18 protein-coding genes and 1 pseudogene are annotated in these 22,886 nt (G+C 37.5%); 9 read left to right on the plus strand and 10 right to left on the minus strand.

All coding sequences use genetic code 11. The features are described from left to right. Positions 1-54: 54 nt before the first annotated feature. Positions 55-717, minus strand: coding sequence for a DeoR/GlpR family DNA-binding transcription regulator (locus QE450_RS02470; protein ID WP_307296599.1), 663 nt, complete (start codon positions 715-717; stop codon positions 55-57). Positions 718-997: 280 nt separating this feature from the next. Between QE450_RS02470 and cls the strand changes: the two genes are divergently transcribed. Then, positions 998-2,452 carry a cardiolipin synthase gene (gene cls / locus QE450_RS02475; protein WP_307296602.1) on the plus strand — a complete coding sequence of 485 codons (1,455 nt, stop codon included), beginning with the start codon at positions 998-1,000 and terminating at the stop codon, positions 2,450-2,452. Positions 2,453-2,607: 155 nt separating this feature from the next. Here cls and QE450_RS02480 read toward each other — a convergent pair whose 3' ends face one another. The 3 genes from QE450_RS02480 to QE450_RS02490 form a co-directional block, all read right to left on the minus strand. Continuing rightward, a complete protein-coding gene (locus QE450_RS02480) occupies positions 2,608-3,276 on the minus strand; it encodes a PsbP-related protein (protein WP_307296603.1) in 669 nt (222 codons plus the stop codon). A 208-nt stretch (positions 3,277-3,484) separates the two neighbouring features. After that, on the minus strand, positions 3,485-3,802 hold the full coding sequence (locus QE450_RS02485; RefSeq protein WP_273615279.1) for a hypothetical protein: 318 nt from the start codon (positions 3,800-3,802) through the stop codon (positions 3,485-3,487). A gap of 71 nt (positions 3,803-3,873) precedes the next feature. Then, positions 3,874-4,284 carry an Lrp/AsnC family transcriptional regulator gene (locus QE450_RS02490; protein ID WP_274170657.1) on the minus strand — a complete coding sequence of 137 codons (411 nt, stop codon included), beginning with the start codon at positions 4,282-4,284 and terminating at the stop codon, positions 3,874-3,876. 118 nt (positions 4,285-4,402) lie between these two features. Here QE450_RS02490 and QE450_RS02495 point away from each other — a divergent pair, with 118 nt between their 5' ends. Continuing rightward, positions 4,403-5,164, plus strand: coding sequence for an MBL fold metallo-hydrolase (locus QE450_RS02495; protein WP_307296607.1), 762 nt, complete (start codon positions 4,403-4,405; stop codon positions 5,162-5,164). 172 nt (positions 5,165-5,336) lie between these two features. On the opposite strand, the gene QE450_RS02500 is transcribed toward QE450_RS02495, so the two are convergent. Then, positions 5,337-6,113, minus strand: a complete 777-nt coding sequence (locus tag QE450_RS02500; protein ID WP_301261641.1) for a sporulation protein — start codon at positions 6,111-6,113, stop codon at positions 5,337-5,339. Positions 6,114-6,548: 435 nt separating this feature from the next. Between QE450_RS02500 and QE450_RS02505 the strand changes: the two genes are divergently transcribed. The 3 genes from QE450_RS02505 to QE450_RS02515 all read left to right on the plus strand — a co-directional run bounded on the left by QE450_RS02505 (position 6,549) and on the right by QE450_RS02515 (position 9,089). After that, positions 6,549-8,237 (plus strand): methyl-accepting chemotaxis protein, encoded by a 1,689-nt coding sequence (locus tag QE450_RS02505; RefSeq protein WP_307296613.1) that lies wholly within the window; start codon positions 6,549-6,551, stop codon positions 8,235-8,237. Positions 8,238-8,429: 192 nt separating this feature from the next. Then, entirely contained in the window at positions 8,430-8,876 is a 447-nt protein-coding gene (locus tag QE450_RS02510) for a NucA/NucB deoxyribonuclease domain-containing protein (protein WP_204825230.1), read from the plus strand. Between the two features lie 54 nt (positions 8,877-8,930). After that, positions 8,931-9,089, plus strand: coding sequence for a hypothetical protein (locus QE450_RS02515; protein WP_161594229.1), 159 nt, complete (start codon positions 8,931-8,933; stop codon positions 9,087-9,089). Positions 9,090-9,221: 132 nt separating this feature from the next. Here QE450_RS02515 and QE450_RS23545 read toward each other — a convergent pair. Both QE450_RS23545 and QE450_RS02530 read right to left on the minus strand, forming a co-directional pair. Further along, a pseudogene (locus QE450_RS23545) lies at positions 9,222-11,063 on the minus strand (glycine betaine ABC transporter substrate-binding protein). Continuing rightward, positions 11,050-12,252: a quaternary amine ABC transporter ATP-binding protein gene (locus QE450_RS02530; protein WP_273615287.1), complete on the minus strand. Its 1,203-nt coding sequence runs from the start codon at positions 12,250-12,252 to the stop codon at positions 11,050-11,052. The pseudogene QE450_RS23545 and the gene QE450_RS02530 overlap by 14 nt, the downstream one beginning before the upstream one ends. A gap of 333 nt (positions 12,253-12,585) precedes the next feature. On the opposite strand from QE450_RS02530, the gene QE450_RS02535 reads away from it, so the two are divergent. The 4 genes from QE450_RS02535 (at position 12,586) to QE450_RS02550 (ending at position 20,365) form a co-directional block, all read left to right on the plus strand. Further along, positions 12,586-13,140 (plus strand): GbsR/MarR family transcriptional regulator, encoded by a 555-nt coding sequence (locus tag QE450_RS02535; RefSeq protein WP_273615288.1) that lies wholly within the window; start codon positions 12,586-12,588, stop codon positions 13,138-13,140. 322 nt (positions 13,141-13,462) lie between these two features. Beyond that, positions 13,463-16,693, plus strand: a complete 3,231-nt coding sequence (locus QE450_RS02540) for a S8 family serine peptidase (RefSeq protein WP_307296624.1) — start codon at positions 13,463-13,465, stop codon at positions 16,691-16,693. A 394-nt stretch (positions 16,694-17,087) separates the two neighbouring features. Next, positions 17,088-18,098, plus strand: a complete 1,011-nt coding sequence (locus tag QE450_RS02545) for a S8 family serine peptidase (RefSeq protein WP_307296625.1) — start codon at positions 17,088-17,090, stop codon at positions 18,096-18,098. Then, positions 18,089-20,365, plus strand: a complete 2,277-nt coding sequence (locus QE450_RS02550; protein ID WP_307296629.1) for a S8 family serine peptidase — start codon at positions 18,089-18,091, stop codon at positions 20,363-20,365. Before QE450_RS02545 ends, QE450_RS02550 begins: the two co-directional genes overlap by 10 nt. 123 nt (positions 20,366-20,488) lie before the next feature. Here QE450_RS02550 and QE450_RS02555 read toward each other — a convergent pair whose 3' ends face one another. The 3 genes from QE450_RS02555 to QE450_RS02565 form a co-directional block, all read right to left on the minus strand. Next, positions 20,489-21,016: a hypothetical protein gene (locus QE450_RS02555; RefSeq protein ID WP_307296632.1), complete on the minus strand. Its 528-nt coding sequence runs from the start codon at positions 21,014-21,016 to the stop codon at positions 20,489-20,491. A 79-nt stretch (positions 21,017-21,095) separates the two neighbouring features. Continuing rightward, positions 21,096-21,383 carry a hypothetical protein gene (locus tag QE450_RS02560; RefSeq protein ID WP_307296635.1) on the minus strand — a complete coding sequence of 96 codons (288 nt, stop codon included), beginning with the start codon at positions 21,381-21,383 and terminating at the stop codon, positions 21,096-21,098. A 19-nt stretch (positions 21,384-21,402) separates the two neighbouring features. Then, positions 21,403-22,884: an alpha-N-arabinofuranosidase gene (locus QE450_RS02565; protein WP_307296638.1), complete on the minus strand. Its 1,482-nt coding sequence runs from the start codon at positions 22,882-22,884 to the stop codon at positions 21,403-21,405. Between the last annotated feature and the right edge of the window lie 2 nt (positions 22,885-22,886).

Genomic DNA, 22,886 nt, shown 5'->3' on the forward strand with positions numbered 1-22,886 from the left:
ATTTCTTTTAATGGGTTAGGAACAGGCTGATTGGTAATTAAAATATCTACATGATCAAAAATCTAATCGATAAAATGATTTACTTGTAAATTTAGTATGATCTACTACCACAATGACTTGATCTGATCTTCTAGCTATTTCCTGCTTTACCCGGGCATCTTCTTCATAAGAGTAGTAAATACCATCTGAACCGATAGCTACAGCCCCAATAAAAGCTTTATCTGCGCGAATCTGACTAAGTTTATCAAGAATAGAAGGACCAAATAAAGAACGGTTTTTCACATTTAAATAACCACCAAGCAAATAAATTTGCATATCTTCTCGATCTGATAAGATACCTACATTATCAATAGAGTGAGTAATAACGGTGAGATGTTGAGCTTTAATTTGTTCTGCGACAAATTGTACAGTCGTGGATACATCCAAAATAATCGTTTCATGATCTTGAATAAGTTGAGCGCCTAACATTCCAATATTTCTTTTAGGTTCGGCTTCATCAATCAGACGATCTTGATAAGACAATATTTCTTTTTTTAATTGAGGTAATGAGACTCCTCCATGAGTACGGATAACGACTCCTTCTTGCACTAATCTAACAATATCTCTACGAGCTGTATCTTTGGATATTTCAAATTCAGTACATATTTCAGCTACGCTCATCGATTGATGCTGTTTTAAATATTCTAGTATTTTCAGTAATCGTTCTTCTTGATACATGATAATCACCTCATGTAAGTAATATTATGTTTTTATTTAATGATATTCAAGCATTATTTTAAAATTATTAATGATTTATAAGTATTTTGAATGTGCTAATATGATAAAGTACATCAATGTTTAACATAATAGTGTAATTATGATGTAACAATGTAATATCTATTTGTGATTCATGACTTGAAGCTTTAAACTAACTATATTAGGATTATACATTTATACAAAGACGTGTTATTACGTTAATAGACGAAGTAAAAGTGACTTTATAAGAAGGGACGTACATATGGAATATGGAAATGTAGTTACACTGATCGTTTCAATCGTTACCGTCATTAATATTGCGTTGTCGATCGGATTTCTGTTTTTTGAGAAAAGAGATGCTGGCTATACATGGGCTTGGTTGATGATTCTCTTTTTTATTCCGATCGTCGGTTTTCTAGTGTATATCTTTCTGGGGCGTAATCTTAAAAAGAAAAATTTCTACGGGCTTTCTGCGGAAGAACGCGGATTTGTACAAGCTGAAGTCGATAAGCAGTTACTTACACTGCAAGATAAGCAGTCTCATGAATTTCCGATACCTTCCAAATATGATGAATTAGTCACACTCAACCTTAGATCAACCAATGCTTTATTATCGAATGACAATGAGATCGTTATTTTCGACGATGGTCATGTTAAGTTCGATGCTTTGTTCCAAGATATTCAATCAGCTACTCAAGAAATCAATATCCAATATTATATTATTCAACCCGATGTACTTGGCAAAAGATTAAGAGATGCTTTAACTCAAAAAGCCAAAGAAGGTGTAAAAGTAAGATTACTTTACGATGAAGTAGGTTCTAAGAAAATCTCAGGTTCCTTTTTTAAAGAGCTACAGTTAGCCGGTGGAGAAGTCGAAGTATTTTTCCCTTCCTTTTTCAAATTAATCAACTTCCGTATTAACAACAGAAATCATCGCAAACTTTGCATTATTGATGGAACGATTGCGTATATTGGTGGATTTAATGTCGGCGATGAATATCTTGGATTAGATCAAAAGTTTGGTTATTGGAGAGATACCCATTTTAGAATAGAAGGCGATTCAGTTAACCATATTCAAGGCAGATTTATTCTAGATTGGCATCAAGCTCGTAAAGAACAAAAAGAAGATTATCATGAATTTGAATACCGTTCTGAAAAGCATCAGGGTAACAGTATGATCCAGATCGTTTCCAGTGGACCTAATTCGGAGACAGAACATCTCAAAAATATGTATATTAAGATGATTTTATCGGCTAAAAAGAATGTCTATATTCAGACTCCTTATTTTATTCCGGATGCCAGCTTTATGGACGCGTGTAAGATTGCTCTGATCTCAGGGATTGATCTGCAAATTATGATCCCTAACAAACCAGATCATCCGTTTGTCTATTGGGCAACATGGGCACATGTAGGGACATTACTGGATTATGGAGCTAAAATTCTTTTGTATGAAAAAGGATTTTTACATGCCAAAACGATTGTGGTGGATGAAGAAGTGGCTTCTGTAGGGACGATGAATATTGATTCTCGCAGCTTTCGGCTGAACTTTGAGATTAATGCGATTGTGTACGATGAGCAGATCGCCAAGCAACTCCATGATTTATTTGATCAAGACAGTCTAGTGAGCAGTGAACTTACATTAGAGCGTTACCAGAATAGATCATGGATCATCAAGTTTAAAGAAGGTATTTCCAGGTTGCTTTCACCTATTCTTTGATCTGAAAAGAGTATGTTCTTAAAATGAGAGATTTAATATTTATTTATAAAGGTGATATGTATTATTTTTTAATCTGCATTAGAATTGTATCCAAAATAAAAACAAAAAAGACGATCTGCACAATGTATGCAAATCGTCTTTTTGTTATGTTTATCTTATGAATTATCAGCAAATGAGAATGATTCAATCATTTGTGCTACTTGCTCTTGGCCACCATTATCATAATTATTTTGAGACATAGAAATAGATAAAGTATACAATTTTTTTTGAGTTACAACGATCAATTGAGTAAGAATTACTGCAACTTTTGTCTGAGGTTGTGTGTATTCGCCTATAATAACAGCATGATTTTGAATAGCATCTTGTTCATTAGTAATTAGGTTGAAGTTAGGCATAGTTGTTGTATCTTGCTCATAATAAGCTAAAGTTGTATTAACGACTTGCTTGATTGTAGTATTAGCATCAATAGCATTAACGGTTACATTTACATTATCTGCAAATTGAACTTTAGGTGCTGGATCATTGAAAGCGACTTTGATGGAAGGTTGGTTGAATGCTGTGGTATCATATTCTACCCATGAAGCTGGATAATTGATACTGAAGTCATCCGCCTTATAGGTTTTCATTTCAACAGCATCAGCTATTTGTACATCCGGGTTCTCAGCAACTGTTTCTTCTGTTGCTGTAGTAGGTGCAGTTGTTGTTGCAGATTCATTCGTTGCTACTGTGTTACTTTCAGTTGCTGGAGTAGCTTCTTTGTTAGCAGATCCACAAGCTGTTAAAGCTACAGATAGTAAAATGACTGGTACGATTTTTTTGTACATTTGAATAATAACCCCTTATATGTGTATTGTCTCATCGGCTGAGAATATAACTTGTGCCTTATGTCGGAAAATAAATGTAGCCATGTATCTACAAAATATACATAACACTATCTTTATCGGCAAATTAAGGAAGAATATGAAGAGTCATTCTTTTTTATATTAGATATTACAAAAACAAGCGCACCCCAATACATGGAGTGCGCTTGTTTTATACAGATCGTATCGCTTCTATTAGCTTAGAGCAATGAGGAGGAAGAGCGATTTCAGGAATTGTTGCTGAATACGTAAGATGAATGTTATGGATTTCAAAAATGATTCTAGCCGTTTCATTTAAGTAATAAATATATTTATAAGGAGTATCTTCTTCATCGTGATGAGTGGAGCAGTACAATAGAACTTTATCTTGATGAGTGGTTTGATGACCTGCTTCTAATAACGCAAGTTGTTCTTTTTGGATCAACTGATTCAACGTCTCTTGAATATAACTAGAATATTTTTCTTCTCTAACCATATAAAATTTAGACATAATATCAGCTCCTTTCATACTATAACTATTCTATTATAGGCTATAGATTTCTGTGCATACACGAAAGTTCTTTATTTATTGATAATAATCGATAATTTATAATTAACATGCTCATTTAATTGAATAAGAAATTTATCCAGTTCTTCATTAGATGGGAATTTACATTCTAGAATATAGCAACTGTCTCCGCTGATTTTATAATTATGGATCACATAAGGTTCTTGTGTTTTTAGAAAAGAAAGATAAGGCTGATGATGAGTACTTTTGGTGTAAATATTAATCAATGCATGAATAAAATACCCCATCTTGATCTGATTAATATTGATCGTATATCCTTCAATCATTCCACTAGCTTCTAGTTTTTCGACTCGTGCAGAAGCGGCAGGTCCGCTTAAATGTATTTTTGCTCCTAGTTCTTTCATAGAGATTCGACTGTTCTTAGAAAGCTCTTCTAGGATTTGCCTATCTGTGTTATCCAACATCTTGTTCAAATCCCTTCATTAATAAAGTCAAACAGCAAAAATACTTTATTTATGCCATGTATTTGCAATGTTTCAATAGTATACACTGTATGTAAATCAAACAAAAGGAGTTACACACATGAATATACAGCTCATACGCAACGCTACATTGATCGTCAACTACGCTGGGAAAAAGTTTCTAATTGATCCCTTTTTGGCAGAAAAAGGTGCATATCCTCCGTTCCCAAATTCAGCAAGACAAGATCAACATAATCCGTTACAAAATTTACCTGTGCCTATAAATGACATTATCGACCATATCGATGCAGTGATTGTGACTCATTTACATTTGGATCACTGGGATGATACTGCCAAAGAAGTATTGCCAAAACACGTAAAACTGTTCACTCAAAACGAAGAAGATGCAAACAAAGTTCGAAGTGCTGGTTTTCACAATGTAGAGATTTTGCAAGAAGATACTGTATTTGAAGGTATTCAATTGACCAAAACAAAAGGGGAGCATGGTAGAGGAGATCTGGTGAACCTTATGGGACATGTATCTGGAGTAGTATTTAAACATCACGAGGAGAAAACATTATATATAGCCGGTGATACGGTATGGTATCAAAGCTTGCAAGAAACGATTCATACTCACCACCCGGAAGTGATCGTAGTGAATGCAGGAGCCAATCAACTTTTGCAAGGTGGGCCAATCATTATGGACAAAGAGGATGTGTATGAAGTTTATCAAGCGACACCGACTGCAACGATCATGGCTGTTCATATGGAAGCAGCGAACCATTGGGGACTATCCAGACAAGAATTGAGAAGATTTGCCGCTGAAAAGGAATTCTCTTCTCAACTATTAGTGCCAGAAGATGGAGAATCATACACATTATAAGATTAGAAATGATAGGAATAGAGGAACTTTACTATTGGAAGTATTCACACGTCCAATCACGTTAGATCAAAAATTAGAAGCGATTAAGTAAAAAGGACGATCTACACCAATTTGCGTAGATCGTCCTTTTAAGTTTGCTTATATTTTATCAATGCTTAGCAATTTCTGCTTATTAACGACTTTGCTTAATAATTAAATTTTCTAATTTGTCTGCGATATATTCTGCGCCACGATTTAATTCACTTTCACGCAGTTCTAACCATGCATGACGCTCGTCCATATCAAATGCTTGAGCGAATAATCCACCTAGTCCGCGTCCACGGCGATCCACTTCAACCAGTACTTGTAGTCCATGAGGTTCTAGGCGCATCACTAATTCTAATTCGGTAATCCGATTACTAAATTCGCGTCCTGGTGTAAATTCAAATTCTTGTACGAACGGTACACCATAACGAGAACGGGATAGATATTCTACTGATGAACTGTGGAAATGGAATCCTAACAACTCGGTAGCATGGAAGACGGTATCCATATAAGGGTGAGGATGAACGGTAATATAATCGTGATCGGTCGGATCAAGGCTCATGCCAATATCTAGTCCGGTATGCAACCATACTTTTTGACGATCAAAAGTAATAGGAGTCTGAGACGGTAAAATAAAGGAGAACGGGATTTCTAACTTTTGTCCTTTTTTTACAACCATTTCGTCAGACACTTTGTATTGAGCCATCGCATATTGTACATGTTCTTTTTTCTCATCATGTTCACGAATATATTCAGTCATCACTTTAATATAAATATTACCAACTTCTTGATCGACGTTACCGCCTTGAATATGAACCACTCCGTTAATATCTTCGTTAGGATAATACTCTGTACGCTCTAAAATAGTATCGATTTTGGCTGCGCCTACGCCTACACGAGCAAGCATTTTGTTAAAGAATGACATTGGACATTTCCCCTTTTGTATAATAAATTGCTAATTCAGATATGAACATATACGGCAGATTCATACAGACGTTTCTTATTTTTTTATAAAATGTTGTGACCTGTTCTTTTAATATTCAAAATTATTCGACAAATATAAGTGAGTAACCATGTTTCATCTATTATAAATATAGGTATTAAGATGTAGGCTTAAAGTTTGTTACTAATTGAGAAAAGGAGTAATAAGTTAGATATATTAACTGTAAAGGATTAGAAATGTATTTCAAGAAAAATAAATAATATATAAAATGCGCAATATGTCGTTTTTTATCGAAAAATAGGTATAAATGCTTATGTTACATATCTTGATTAAACCGATAATATTATTATCAACGATTTCCTGAAATTGTAATTTTAAATTGTGGGCAATGGATATGAAAGTAGAGGAGTATGCAAAATGAATATTAAACAGAAATTATCAGGGGTTTTTTCTATTATGATACTTATCGTTTTGCTTGTAGGCGCTATTGGAGGATATGAAGTTCACACAGCAAGCAAAAATTATCAAAATTTGCTTAATGGACGAGTACAGACCATATTAGCGATTAAAGATCTTCGTTATTTGGCAGGCGATCAGACGAAATATTTAAGAGGATATTTACTTACAGGGGATACCAATCAATTAGACATGTTCAAGCAGAACAAAGAAAAATTAATTGCAGATATCGCTACATGGCAACAAAAGTTAGCAGACGATTCCAAAGCTTCGCAAATGTTACAAGAATTATCTGATCTTGAAATGCAATATGGTGGTATTACAGATCAACTTATCGTATACAAACAACAAAATAATGTAGCTGCTTATACAAAAATGGTACAAGAACAGTGTGTTCCAATGGCATTATCTTTAGCAGATAAAGCACAACAAATGGAAGAATATCATGCTAATCTATTAAAAGAAGCACAGGTCGAAACGAATAATAGTGCAAATGTAACATTGTATACTTTAATGATTATCAGTGTGATTGCTGTGATTGTTGGTATTCTAATTGCATACTTCGTTATCCGTATGTTCTCTAAACCAATTGCTCTTGTCGCTGAAGGTGCTAAAGAAATTGCTCATGGTAATTTAACGATTGCTGATCTTCAAATTACAAGTAAAGATGAATTGGGACAAATGGCAACTTCGTTTAATGAGATGAAAAATAATCTACGTGGATTGATGCAAGTTATCGGTTCTAGTGCAGAGCAGATGGCTGCGGCTTCAGAAGAATTAACAGCGACATCCGAAGAATCTGTAAAAACAGCAGATGAAGCTACAACTACTGTAACAGGAATCTCATCTTCGGCAGGACGTCAATTACAACAAGTCATGGATAACCAACAATTGTTAGAAAAAAATACAAACAATATTTATCGTATTGCTGAATCTGTAGCATTAGTGGCTGACTCTTCTTCCAAAGCATTGAGTGATGTAGAACATGGTGGAAGCAATGTAGAGCAAACTGTATTACAAATGAAAAATGTAGATCAGACTGTACAAGCAACAGCTACAGCACTTTATGAATTAGCAGAGCAATCGAAAGAGATCGCTACGATTGTACAAGTGATTCGTGATATCGCTGGACAGACTAACTTGCTTTCTTTGAATGCTTCTATCGAAGCTGCTCGTGCAGGAGAACATGGTCTTGGATTCGCTGTTGTTGCGAGTGAAGTGAAAAAACTTTCTGAATATTCAAATGACTCAGCTAGACAGATCAACGAAAAGATCGAAGATATTATTCAAAGAACTTCTCATGCTGTAAGTAAAATGGAAGAGGGCGCCAAAGAAGTACAAAGTGGTACTCAAGCTGTACAACAAATGGGTACTATTTTCCAAAATGTACAAAGTGCGATCCAACTTGTTACAGAACAGGTGCAAGAAGTGTCGGCGGCATCTAATCAAATTTCATCCAGTTCGTCTAAAATTCTAGATTCTGAGCGTCAAATTGCAGGTCTTTCTCAACAAATCACGTCAGATTCTAAAGAAGCGACACAAGCTTCAACGATCCAATTAGAATCTATGCGCGAAATCTCCAATGCAGCAGAATCATTAAGCCATCTATCTATGGACTTGCAGAGTGAAGTTGCCAAGTTCCGCGTATAAGATTAGATTCAATAGATAAATAAGTAAGCAAAATATAACAAAATTCTTCTGTATAGAAGATGAACTGATGATACAGAGTTCGTCTTTTAGATAGAAGAATTTTGTGTTTTTTTTGATATATGAAACGTCTGTTCCTATTTAGTTGGAGGACAGGTTATAATAAGGAGATCAGAACAACAGGAGGAACGATGGATGTCTTCTAAAAAAATATGGGGATTTGTGGTTACTGCGATTCTAGCAGGGGTTATTTATCTAGTGAATGGACATGTTGATCTAGGTGGGATACTAAATCCTAACCAAGCATCAAATGGACAAGCTGATTATACCCTTGTCGTGCCTGCTGATCGTTATCCTAAGACCGCAGCTCACATTAAAGATGCTATAGCAGAAGGACATTCTGCGATCTGTACGATAGATCGTGGGGGCGCCAAAGCAAATCGTCAATTGTCTTTGCGAGGAGTAGCTACCAAAAAAGGCTATGATCGAGATGAGTGGCCTATGGCAATGTGTCAGGAAGGTGGAGAAGGTGCAGATATTCGTTATATCAAACCTTCGGATAATCGCGGTGCAGGTTCATGGATAGGTAACCAATTAGACAATTATTCAGATGGCACAAGGGTATTATTTGAGGTAAAATAAGATAAGGATTGATTAAAAATTCGTTATTGAAAATTTATAAAGGAGGAATACCTGATGGGAACTTCTATTTTGCCGGCTGTGTTGCCTTTATTTATGGAATTTAATGCACACACACCTTACATTTTATTGTATGCAGTAATGATAGTAGTAGCTTGTATTGCTTTTGGATTGTGGGTTAAAAAACTTAACGATACCAAAGATGATCCAGAATAAGCTTCAATCGATATAGACTGCTATTGTAATGCATTAAAAAAGCTATCTTTGAAATCACTGACGATTTCAAAGATAGCTTTTTTTGTCTTTCTATTTAAATGCTATAAAAGTAAATGTTATCAAAGGTAAAGATTATTTAGCAGCAGCTTGAGGTTGCAAATCTTCAATCGAATCCACATTTACATATTTAGGAACAACAAGACCTACTTTGACACCGGTCATATTAGGACCAAGATCATCCAATTTGGCTTTGTATTTTTCCCAATAGTCAGCATGTGTGAGTGGTAACCAAGCAGCTACAGTAGCATCTGCATCACCATTAGCAACACCGGTGAACATAGGGCCTGCTTCTACTTGTAGAGCAGTGACTTTGTAACCTAATTTATTTTCTAAAATATATTTCATAAGATTGGTACTGGCGATTTCAGAATCCCAAGCTACATAACTTAGTGTTAATGTATTACCGTTCGCTTTTTTCAAGCCTTTCGTCCATTCATCTACACGATCAGCATGAGCTTCAGCCCAATCTTTAGCAGCTACAGCAGGATCAGTACCTGCTTGAATCGCTACCATCATTTCACCCATTTCATCAGAACTCCATTCGAAACGGTCTAAAAATTGGTAAGCTGTTGGATCGTCTTTTTGCAATCCTTTACGAGCAAGGGTATGAATTTCTTCAGCATCTCCGTATGATTTCTTCGGATCATCTAAATATTTAAGATCGTACTTGCTGAACATCCAGTGTGGTGTCCAACCTGTAATAATAATAGGCTCTTCATTTTTGATTGCTTTATCCAGTGTAGCTGTCATCGCTGCACTAGAACCTTCAACCAATGTCCAATCTGTTAATTTATAATCTTCAATGGCTTTGTGTGTAGCTTTCATAATGCCTGCGCCTGCATCGATACCAATAATCTGGTAACCGACTTGATCGCCAATAGCATCGGAGCTATTGGTTGTTTTACTGCCCGGGAACGATGGAAATGGTTGACGGTTCGGGTTACAGGCAGAAATGATCATGATCAATATAATACAGGAGAAAAGCAGCAAGTTTTTATGCTTTTTCATGCGTATAATTCGCCCCTTTTATTCATATTTTCAAATGTTGCTGTTGTAGTTAGTGAGTTACTATTAAGCGCGTTGTTTGCGACCGCTTTTGAATAAGCTCTGAGAAAGACGGTCAAGTACGATAGCAAGTACAACAACAGCTAGACCTGCTTCAAAACCTTCACCGATTTTAAGTTGTCCTACAGCACGGTATACAACAGCACCGATACCTTGAGCACCGATCATAGATGCGATAACAACCATAGATAGAGATAACATAATCGTTTGGTTAATACCTGCCATAATTGTTGGTAATGCTAATGGCAATTGAACTTTAAATAGTTTCTGTCCACCGGTTGACCCAAATGCGTCAGCCGCTTCTACTAATTCTTCGGAAACTTGTTTGATTCCCAAATGAGTCAGGCGAATCGTTGGTGGAATAGCGAAAATAACAGATGCAACTACACCGGGTACAACACCTAGACTGAAGAATGTTACAGCCGGTAGCAAGTATACGAATGCTGGCATCGTCTGCATAAAATCAAGTAACGGTGTAATGATCTGTGCAGCTAATTTGCTAGAACCACACATAATACCGAGTGGAACACCGATGATAATGGAAATTAGAGCAGACGTGATAACAAGACCTAATGTATTCATCGTTTCTGTCCAATATCCCAGATTGTAAATTAGTAAAAATCCAAGTGCTGAGAATATAGCGAGCGACCATCTATTCGCGATATAACCGAGTATACCGACAATGATGACGAATAAGAACGGGTGTGGCAACATAAAGAAATACGTAAAAATATCGACGACATAACTAATGATGTTAGATACGCCTTTAAAAAATCCTGCCCAGTGCAGGCTCAGCCAATCTACTAACGTTTGAATCCATTGTGCTAAAGGAATCTTAGGCATATTCATTCACCTCTCCATTATCTACTTCGCCGGCAAGTGCACCAAGTAATGCTCCACGAATCAATACACCTGTTAAGCGATCACGTTCATCTACTACAGCAACAGGCAATTTAGCTGTGCTGACTAATTCAAACAACTCATTTAGCATGCGTTCCGGTTCAACTTGAGGCACATCGCGAATTAAGATGTCTTCTAGTTTTTGTTGTGTTTTCATTGCTGTTACAGCATCTTCTGCGGTAATAATACCGAGTAATTTTTTGGAACGATCTATTACAAATAGATTAGATACACCACGTTCACGCATCAATTCAAGCGCTACACGAGGTCCACGATCCAATGTAATCGTTTCTGGTCTGCGCATGACATGAGCAGCAGTTAATACTTTAGACAAATCAACATCTTCGACAAAGCGTGCAACATACGAGTTAGCAGGCTGAATCATAATTTCTTCCGGTGTACCGATTTGTACAACAGCTCCGTCTTTCATAAGAGCAATACGATCACCGATACGAAGAGCTTCATCCAGATCATGCGTAATAAAGATGATTGTTTTTTTCATTTTGTCTTGCAGTTCAAGTAATTCATCTTGCATATCACGACGAATCAGTGGATCTAGGGCGCTAAATGCTTCATCCATCAAAAGAACTTCAGGATCATTTGCTAGAGCGCGTGCTAGACCTACACGTTGTTGCATACCACCACTTAATTCATCAGGCATTTTGTTTTCCCAGCCTTTAAGTCCAACCAATTCAAGAGAAGTCTCTGCTTTGGTACGACGTTCAGCTTTAGCGACTTTTTGAATTTCAAGTCCATACTCCACATTTTCGAGAACACTACGATGAGGGAATAAAGCGAATTTTTGAAATACCATACTGATTGTTTTGCGACGCACATTGCGAAGTTGTTCTTTATTCATTTTGCGAAGGTCTTTACCATTCACCAGAATTTCACCGGATGTAGGTTCGATCAGACGATTGAACATACGAACCAATGTAGATTTACCGCTACCGGACAATCCCATAATAACGAAAATCTCGCCTTCTTCAATTTCCATATTTACACGATTGACACCAACAGTAATCTGTTTTTCTTTCGCCATTTTTTCTTTCGTCCAGCCTTGATCCAATAATTTGGCATTTTGTTCTGCATTAGGACCGAACAACTTACTTACATTTTTGATTTCTAAAATAGACACTATTTGTCACCCCTTTTATATAGTAGGAAGATAAAGATGAAAAACATTATATTTACAGAAAATAAATGATTATTTTCATCATTTGCAAACCAACGAGATTCATTGTAACAAATATAAGTTTGCAAATCAACCGTAAAACCCGTATATTTAGTATGTACAGAAAAAACTGTACAGAAAGTTTATATGGAATACTTTAATATTCTCTCATATACTCACCGATGCTATTCATTTTGAAACTTTACTTTTGACAATATCTTTTTTAAAATGATTTAGGAAACTTAAAATTCAGATCATAAAGAATAAACTGTATATATAGAATAGGAGTGTGCAAGCATGAGCTTGGACCAATTAAATGAATCACAGCAAGAAGCAGTAGAGAAAGTAAGAAAACGAGTTATTGAAGTGATAGGACGCAATATGGATTTGTATGGAGTTACATTATCGACAGGACATTTATATGGCATGCTCTTTTTTGCAGACAAGCCTATGACTTTAGATGATATGGGAACAGAAATGGCAATGAGCAAAACCAGTATGAGCACCGGTATTCGTAATTTATTAGATTTACGTATGGTCAATAAAGTATGGGAAAAAGGATCACGCAAAGACTTATATGAAGTCGAATATGATTGGTACCAGACATTTACTGATTTCTTTGCAATCAAATGGCGCAAATCGGTAGAAAGTAATATTTTAGTATTACGCAAGTCGATCAAAGAAATTGATAAATTGATTGTAGAGTTGGATAGCGAGTCACCTGCTACAGAAGTATTGAACAAAGATAAAGAAAAAATGGAAGAAGCAGTTCGCTATTATATGTGGTTAGATCGATTGATTGATCTAATGGAAGAAGGACAGATTTTCGATTTTGTGCCTAAAGAAGAATAGAATAGTACTCTATAAAATAAAACCACTTTCACCTATTGATCAGGTAAAGGTGGTTTTTTTGTTTTAATACAAGTAATCACTATTTTATTTACTTAGAATATAATTATCCAAATATAACTATCAAAACATTATACATATTTATATATTAGGTCTGGTCGATCATGGTATCTGATGGTAATATAGCTTTGTATTACAAAATTGGCATAATAAAAAAGCAAATAAATCTGTATTTGCGAAGTGGTTGTGACGTATGTCTAATTTATGTCAAACGATTGTAAGGAAAAAATAAGTGAACGTTAGTCACTGAAAAGAGGGATATCATTTGAATAAAGTCAAAGCTATGCGTACCTGTTCTATGATTACACTAACAGCATTACTTACCGTAAGTACTTTGTTATCGCCGACCCGTTCCTTTGCTGCTGAAGTAGGCACGATCACTGCTCCGTATGAATTAACGTCAACTGCGAATCGATCATTACTGCATTCGTCTGCTGATTCAGCTCCAATCATTTCGCCTAATATCAATGTAAAATCCAATCAAATTATTCGCGTGATTGTACAGCTAAATAATGAACCTATTGCTGTCAATCAATATGAAGCTGATAAAGGAACACTAATTTCAACCACTTCATCTATAGAAGATAAGCAAGTAATGGCGTCTACAGCTACAACAATAGATTCACAGCAGTCTAATTTTAGTGCTGCTGCTCAAGCTAAAGGAATTAAGATGACTGTCAATTATCGCTATAACACTGTACTAAATGGAATGGAGATTTCGATACCTGCCAATCAGATTCCAGCATTGGCTGAAATTCCCGGGATCAAGTCGATTTATGAAAATAATAATTATTATACGATTCCTGTGCAGGAACCAACTGCACTTACTGCAACAACTGCTACATATGATGCTTCACCGCTCAATCTTATCGGCGTTCCGTTAGCCTGGCAAAAAGGGTTAACCGGTAAAGGGGTCAAAGTCGGTGTTATTGATACAGGTATTGATTATGAACATCCTGATTTGAAAGGGGCTTATAAAGGCGGATATGATTCAGTACATCATGATAATGATCCTTATGAAGATCCTCCTTTATCTGTAAAAGACGATCCGCAAGGATTAGGATTTGCAGGTACATCGCATGGTACACATGTATCCGGTACAATCGTCGGTCAAGCGGCGAATCAGACCAGTGAAATTGTGCAAAAAGGAGTCGCTTATGATGCTGAATTGCATGTCTACAAAGTATTAGGACGTGATTCGCAGACTGGACGCTCTACAGGTACAACCGCGCAAATTATCGATGGAATTGAACATGCTGTCAAAGATCATATGGATGTTATTAATTTGTCGTTAGGTACAGATGCAGACAAAGACGTCAATTCTCCAGATGTGATTGCTATTAATAATGCGGTATTAAGCGGTGTCGTTGTCGTGGTTGCGAACGGCAATGCAGCGGCGCCAGGCTCATACTATTATTCGCTAGGTTCTCCAGCTAGTTCGCCATTAGCGATTTCTGTAGGAGCTTCTACCGTTCCCGGCACTCAATACCAAGCGACTGTTACCGCTTCTGTATATGGTGCGGATACAGTTAGTAAAGATACGTATGCACAAAGTTATCCATTAAATGCGATCGCATGGCGCACCAAACAAGATGATTTCGCTCAATATTTGGGAGAAACTTCGTATCAAGGTGTATATGTTGGCTTGGGATTGGATGATGATTATAAAGGCAAAGATGTACAAAATAAAGTGGTGTTGATGTCACGCGGAGGTTCTAAATTTACAGACAAAATCACACTTGCCAAATCCAAAGGAGCCAAAGCGGTTATTATTTTCAATGGTGATGCTCAAGTCAATGATTCCACTGTAGCTGACTTATCCGAACATATCGCAGGGCGAGATGGAAATATCGGAAGCGGAGCTTATATTGGAGATGGGTATCCTTATATTCCGAGCTTTGATATGGCAGGACAAGCAGGACGTGCATTAGCAAGAAAAGTTGTGAAATCTCCGGCTACACCATTAACATTTACATTTGGCAATCAGTATCCCAAAACATCTTCAATAGGAGATACGATAGCTGATTTTAGTTCTCGTGGCCCTAATCAAGATGGATTGCTTGGAATTAAGCCGGATTTGGTTGCACCAGGTACCAATATTGAATCCACATTTCCAGCGTACGGCAAATTTATTAAAGATGCTTCATACAAAGAAGCTTATTTACGGCAAAATGGAACAAGTATGGCTAGTCCTCATGTAGCTGGATTAGCGGCTTTGTTAAAACAAGAACATCCTGACTGGACTCCTTTTGATATTCGAGCAGTGTTAGCAAATACAGCGACACCACTCAAAGACGCAGAAGGTACTTTATATGATGTCTATTCTCAAGGAAGTGGACGTGTCAATGTAGTAGATGCTGTCTATTCTCCGGCTGTTCTTGAAACGGTAGAACCGATTACAATTTTGGATAAAGAATTGAAAAAGAAAACAGTGACGAATTATGGTTCGTCTGCTGCTTTTGGCGTAATCGCAGCAGGTGGAGCAGAACAATCCAAAACATTACAGATCAAAAACACATCGACAACCAGTATTCAATATCAAGCTAGTGTACACATGAATCCAAGCGTTACTTCAGATCCGTATCAACCTATATCTACACCGGATGTAAGCCATATCGCTACAAGGTTAAAAGGAACAAATCCAGACAGTTCGATTGTAGTGAGTGGCAAATCAACAAAAGAGTTTGCTCTGGCCGTTCAACCGGATGCTACAGCTGTAACAGGAGATTATGAAGGAGAAGTGGTATTAACTGCGAATGGGTATCCTACATTGCATTTACCATTTGTTCTCCATGTAGGAACCAGTCTTCCTGATGCTGGTCTAGGGATACAAGAAGTGACATTAAGTGATCGAAATGTTCGTTTGAATGGCAAGCAAGACAGTATAGATGTTGGTTTTCATTTGACAGCTACCGATTCCAATGTAATGGAATTGAATGTATATGATATGAACGATGTTGCTCAAGGAACACTGGCGCAGGTCGTACAACCTGTTACAGATGAAGGATATCCGCTATACAAGCCAGGATATTATAACTTTAATAATATCGATAATGTAGTAATGGTAGCTGATAATAACGGAACTTCGCTGAAAGTACTTGCACCGGGACAATACAAATTAGAATTAGCTGTATATCATGTGAGCCCACAAGGTGTGACCGATCCTGAGTCGGTTCATCCTGCATATTCATCTTATCGGATTACAGGAACAGAGAAAGATCGGATTCATACTGCGGAACAACCATTTCGTTATATTTTGGATGGGCAACAGGTAATCGGCAAGCCAGTCATTGCACTGAACGATACAGATCGCATCACCTACAAAGTATTATCTTCAAGCGATGCGAAGTATGTAGACAACAACGGAACACTTTTAAAATATCCAACATCTGGATCGCGTATCGTCAAATTAAATATTCAGATTCAATCAGTAGCAGATCCTACCGTCAAAACAACAGTCAAAGCATTGATCAAAATCAAAGCAAATGCAAAATAATTAAAAGCTGTAAATAGCACTTGTTAAGACAAAAAGAACCTTTCATGTAGAAACTAACAAAACCGTCAGGTAAGTTAGTCCGATATGGAAGGTTCTTTTTTATTCCATTTAATGTAATATATTCTAATTAATGGGTAAAGATTGATAAAAAATCATTATTTCATTATAACTAACGCAAATTTTGTCTATAGATGGATAAAATATCTAGCCACTGGTTAATTCAGGTGGTAATATAATTTTATGTTACAAAATCTTCCTCACATTCTTCGTAAAGGAGGTTACTATAGCTCACACAAAAAGTAAGATGTTAACGGTTTAATTCTGGGGCTACTTTCAAGTTCGGTAAAAAAATCATCGAGTACACTATCTAACTTAACGAAATGAGGGAAATCATTTGACGAAGTTACACGTTATCCGTAAATTTTCTGTTGTCTCCATGGCAGCAGTTCTTGCTGTAGGTACTTTATTATCGCCGACTGCTTCTTTCGCAGCTGAAGCAGGCACAGGCACAGCATCCTCTCCTTATGAAATAGGACGTAATCTACCAAGTGTTTTACTAAATCAGACTTCTAACGAAGCACCGGTTATTTCTCCTAAATTAAATGTAACTTCCAGTAAAGTGGTTCGCGTTATTGTGCAGTTGTCCAATCAGCCAGTTGCTGTAGGTCAATATGCAGCTGAAGCAGGTGTTCGTAGCTTTGCAACTGAATCAACAGAACGAGCGATTGATTCTCAGCAAGCGGCTATCGTCAATGCTGCTAAAGAACAAGGCATTTTGTTAAAAGTGAACTATCGCTATAACACTGTTCTTAACGGGATGGAAGTTTCGATTCCAGCGAATCAAATTCCTAAATTGGCTGAATTGCCAGGTGTAAAATCCATCTATGAAAATAGTGTGTATTACACGATTCCCGTACAAGACCCTCCTTCGTTGACAGCAACAACTGCTACATATGATGCTTCACCTTTGAACTTAATCGGTGCGCCTGTAGCTTGGCAAAAAGGTTTGACAGGTAAAGGTGTCAAAGTCGGCGTTATTGATACAGGTGTCGATTATGAACATCCAGATTTGAAAGGCGCTTATAAAGGCGGATACGATTCTTTTGAAAAAGATAACGATCCATATGAAGAACCACCAATCGCAATCGAAGATGATCCATACGGTACAGGATTTGCAGGTACATCACATGGTACTCACGTATCTGGAACAATCGTAGGTCGTGCCGCTAACAAAACAAGTGATATTGTACAAAAAGGGATCGCTTATGATGCAGACCTTTATGTATACAAAGTATTAGGACGTAACGCAGAAACAGGACGTTCTTCAGGTTCTTCTGCACAGGTAATAGATGGTATCGAACGTGCGGTTTTAAAGACGGTATGGACGTTATCAACTTGTCTTTAGGTTCTGATGCTGAAAAAGATGTAAACTCACCGGACGTTATCGCGATCAACAATGCTGTACTTAGCGGTGTAGTTGCTGTTATTGCGAACGGTAATGCAGCCAAACAAGGATATTACTACTATTCTATGGGTTCACCTGCATCGTCTCAGTTAGCGATTTCTGTAGGAGCTTCTACAATCCCTACCAAACAGTTTACTTCGACAGTAACAGCATCTGTATACAAAACTGAAGCTGATGCTACAGCAGAAGCAGTGAGTGCAGCGGCAGTCAATTATCATAATGCTGATGACACTACAACAGTAACAGCAGATGCTTATGGTCAATCGTATGGATTGAACTTGATGGCTTGGCGTACAGGAAATGAAGATTTCCAAAGAATACTGGGTACTTCTCCACTAGACGGTGTCTATGTAGGATTAGGTCTAGTCGGTGATTATGTAGGAAAAGATGTAAAAGATAAAGTGGTTCTGATCTCGCGTGGTAGTGCTACATTCGTAGACAAAATCAAAGTAGCCAAAGAAAATGGAGCCAAAGCAGCAATCATTTTCAACGGTAATGTTAAAGCGTCTGATCCATTGCAAGCTGATTTGTCTGAAAGTGTAAGTGGACGTGACGGACAGATCGGTTCTAGCGCTTTCTTGGGTGATGGTTTTGAATACATTCCAACATTTGATATGGCTGGTAAAGAAGGACGTGCTCTTGCAAGAGAAGCATTGAAATTTTCTGCTGATGCGCTAACATTCAAATTCGGAAGCAGTTATCCAAAAACAGAAAAACGTGGCGATACGATGGCTGACTTCAGCTCACGTGGACCAAACCAAGATGGATTACTAGGTATCAAGCCAGATCTTGTAGCTCCAGGTGTAAGTATTGAATCAACGATTCCTGCTTATGGTAAATTTATCAAAGATGCTTCGTATGCAGAAGCATATACGCGTCAAAACGGAACAAGTATGGCAAGCCCGCATATCGCAGGTCTAGCTGTATTGCTCAAGCAAGAACATCCAGATTGGACACCATTTGATATTCGTGCAGCATTGGTGAATACAGCAGATGTGATCAAAGATGAAAATGATCAACAATATGATGTATATTCTCAAGGTGCTGGACGTGCGAATGTAGCAGCAGCTGTCTATTCACCAGCTTTACTAGAAACGGTAGAACCTATCGTAATTCTAGACAAAAACTTGAATAAGAAAACAGTCACTAACTATGGTTCTTCTGCTGCATTTGGCGTATTAAAACCAGGTAGTGCAGAACAAACGAAAAAACTACAATTGAAAAACACTTCTTCATTATCTGTATCTTACAAAGCAAGCATCAAATTGCATTCTGATGTAACTTCTGATCCTTACAATTCGACGTCAACACCGGATGTAAGCAATATCAGTGCTACACTGAAAGGATTGGATGCTAACGGTTCGATCTTGCTAGGCGGCAATTCAACAAAAGAATTCTCATTAGCTGTGAAACCTAATGCTTCTGCGGCAACAGGACCTTATGAAGGCGAAGTAGTATTAACAGCGAACGGATATCCTACATTGCATTTACCATTTGTACTTCATGTAGGTACTGAATTACCGGATACAGGCTTGGGTATTCAAGAAGTAACCGTAAGCAACACGAATATTCGTTTGGATGGTAAACAAGATGTAACGGATATTGGTTTCCATTTAACATCCAAAAATTCAAATGTTATTGAATTGAATGTATATGGTCTGGATGATGAGCTTAGAGGAACAGCGGCTCAATATGTACAGACTCCAACAGAAGACGGTTATCCTTTATTTGATCCAGGATACTACCAATTCAATGATATTGATAATGTAATTATGGCTACTGAAAATGGTAAAGTATCTCTTAAAGCATTAGAGCCAGGCACGTACAAATTGCAATTGGCTGCTTACAATGTATCTCCAACAGGTTCAGTAGATAGCAACTCTATTTACACATCTTCTGCTCAATACCGTATTGTAGGTACAGAGAAAACACGTATTGCAACAGCGAAAAAACCATTTAACTACATCATTGATGGTAACAATGTCCTTGGACAATCTGTATTTACATTACCAACTGATAATCGTGTAGATTACAAAGTATTGTCTAGCGATGATCCGAAATATGTAGATAACAATGGTGTATTAATCAAGTATCCAGCATCCGGTTCACGTATGGCGAAGTTGAAAGTTCAAATCACTTCTGTGACTGATCCAACAGCAACAGTAACTGTAAATGCTTTGGTTAAAATTACTGCTCCTAAAAAGTAATATTGAAGCAGCATATACACGCCAAATAAGTAATATCTAACAAAAAGACGCTCTAGCTATTAGCTGAGCGTCTTTTTTGTTGCTATAAAGTAATATGAGTAGCGTATCATTATAATCGCCTGATTACGAAGCAGACACACCTAGTTGGCGATACAAGGATTGTTGTTGCTGTAACGCTTCCTGATATTTAGGATGATCTTCTTGCTCAAGCATAAATAATAGATCATCATGAAAATCTTGAATCATATATCCTTCTGGCAAATCTTCGAACAGACTATGGAAATCAACTACAGGCAGATTCAGTTGCCCTTGAGCCGCTTGTTCCATCCAGTGAATCCAATCTCCCAATGTCAGAACATTCGTCATCCACAGGTCTTCCTGTAAGCTGATACAGTCTTGCAACACTTCATATACATCCGGTTCTGCAAAACGGCGAGAAGCTTGTACAGATAGCTCATATAGGGATTGAGCAGCAGCATAAGCTTCTACACCCAATGAATATTCCAAATGATTGAAATAATCTTCGACTTTGATCTCATGACCATCATCATACAGTAGGGGCACAACAGCCCATTGGTGCAAAATATCAGTTAGTGTATCGTCATTGATAATACCTTCAACATATAATTGTTCAATTTGATGTGTTGTCATATCCAGACCTCCAAGAATTCAATACGGGTTGTGATTCTATTACTTAACCATTCCCGTTTGCATTATACCTTAGAATGTCTTATAGCACATCTTCTTTTTCCCATTGTGATCCATAAGGAGAAGGGCAATAAGATGCAGCCAAGCGTGTACGGATATGAACAAGACATCCACAGTGTTTGCAGGTGGTTCCGTATTGTAAAGAAGGGCAAGACAGACAGGTATTCATACGTGCTTGTTGTACAGTTTCAGGTGTTAGCTCATGTGGCTGTTTGTGCTGGATGGCTATAGCGACCAATACTTCAATCTTTTCTTCAGACAATTGAGGGCTACGGTTACAACCTTTGCACCCATGAGTGATTGCTGGCATCAGCAGACCGTCCTCTCTGTTAGATCAACGTAATCGCTGCGACAGAAGCCGCTGGAAGCTCAAAAGTTAGCGTGCCGTCTTTGGCAAAAGAAACATTCAAAGCTACCGGTACGATCTGTTCTGGTTGTTCAAATGTATTATGTGTGTTCAGTGCTGAAGCTGTTAATACTTTGCCTTGAATATCAGCAGGGGTGAAACCTTCAATTTGGCAAGAGAACGATTGACTTTCATTGTGGCTCAAGTTACAGATCGTCAGATGAACACGATTCAGATGGTCTTTTGAAGCCGCTGCGCTGATTTTATCGATCGATTGAGCACCCATCGTATATTGAGGGCTAGTATACTGTAAGTCTATTCTCTCGCTATCCTGATGCACTTGATACATATTAAATACATGATAGGTTGGAGTCAGTATCAATTGATCGCCTTCTGTCAAAATCATTGCTTGCAGTACATTGACCATCTGCGCAATATTTGCCATTTTGATCCGATCAGCATATTTGTAAAAGAGGTTTAAATTCACCCCAGCGACGATAGCATCGCGCAATGTATTTTGCTGATATAAAAAGCCTGGATTGGTTCCTGGCTCTACATCTGTCCAGATTCCCCATTCATCAATAATCATGCCTACTTTTTTCTCAGGATCATATTTATCCATAATTTTGGAATGCTTAATAATCAATTCTTCCATATACAATGTATTTTTGAACGTAGTAAACCATTCTTCTTCTGTAAAATGAGTGGATGAACCTTTGCTTGATGTCCAATCGCCAGAAGGAAGGGTGTAGTAGTGTAGACTCAATCCGTTCATTAAGTGTCCAGCTTCGCGCATCAACACTTCTGTCCAGTGGTAATCATCACTATTAGCTCCGCAAGCGATTTTGTATATCTGATTGTCTCCATAGTTACGAACATACGTAGAATAGTGTCTGTAGAGATCGGCATAATATTCAGGGCGCATATTACCACCACAACCCCAATTTTCATTTCCGACACCAAAATAAGTCAATGTCCATGGTTCTTCCTGACCGTTCTGCTTACGCCAGTCTGCCATTGGAGATTGTCCATCCAGCGTCATATATTCCACCCATTGCTGCATTTCATGGACTGTACCACTACCTACATTGCCGCTAATATAAGGTTCTGTCTCAAGCAACTCACATAATCGTAGAAATTCATGTGTACCAAAATGATTATTTTCCTCTACGCCACCCCAGTTGTTATTGACCATACGAGCACGTTGGTCTACAGGGCCGACTCCATCTTTCCAATGATATTCATCTGCAAAGCAACCTCCCGGCCAGCGCAGAACAGGAATATGTAGTTTTCGTAACGCTTCAATCACATCAATACGCATGCCTTCGATATTAGGAATAGGTGAATCTTTACCTACCCAGATGCCTTCATAAATACAACGACCTAGATGTTCAGCAAATTGTCCGTGGATATGCCGACTGATTTTCCCTGTGATATCTTGAATATTCATATTCATATTAATCATAT

This window comes from Paenibacillus sp. SORGH_AS_0306 (assembly GCF_030819345.1).
Taxonomy (GTDB): domain Bacteria; phylum Bacillota; class Bacilli; order Paenibacillales; family Paenibacillaceae; genus Saccharibacillus; species Saccharibacillus kyungheensis.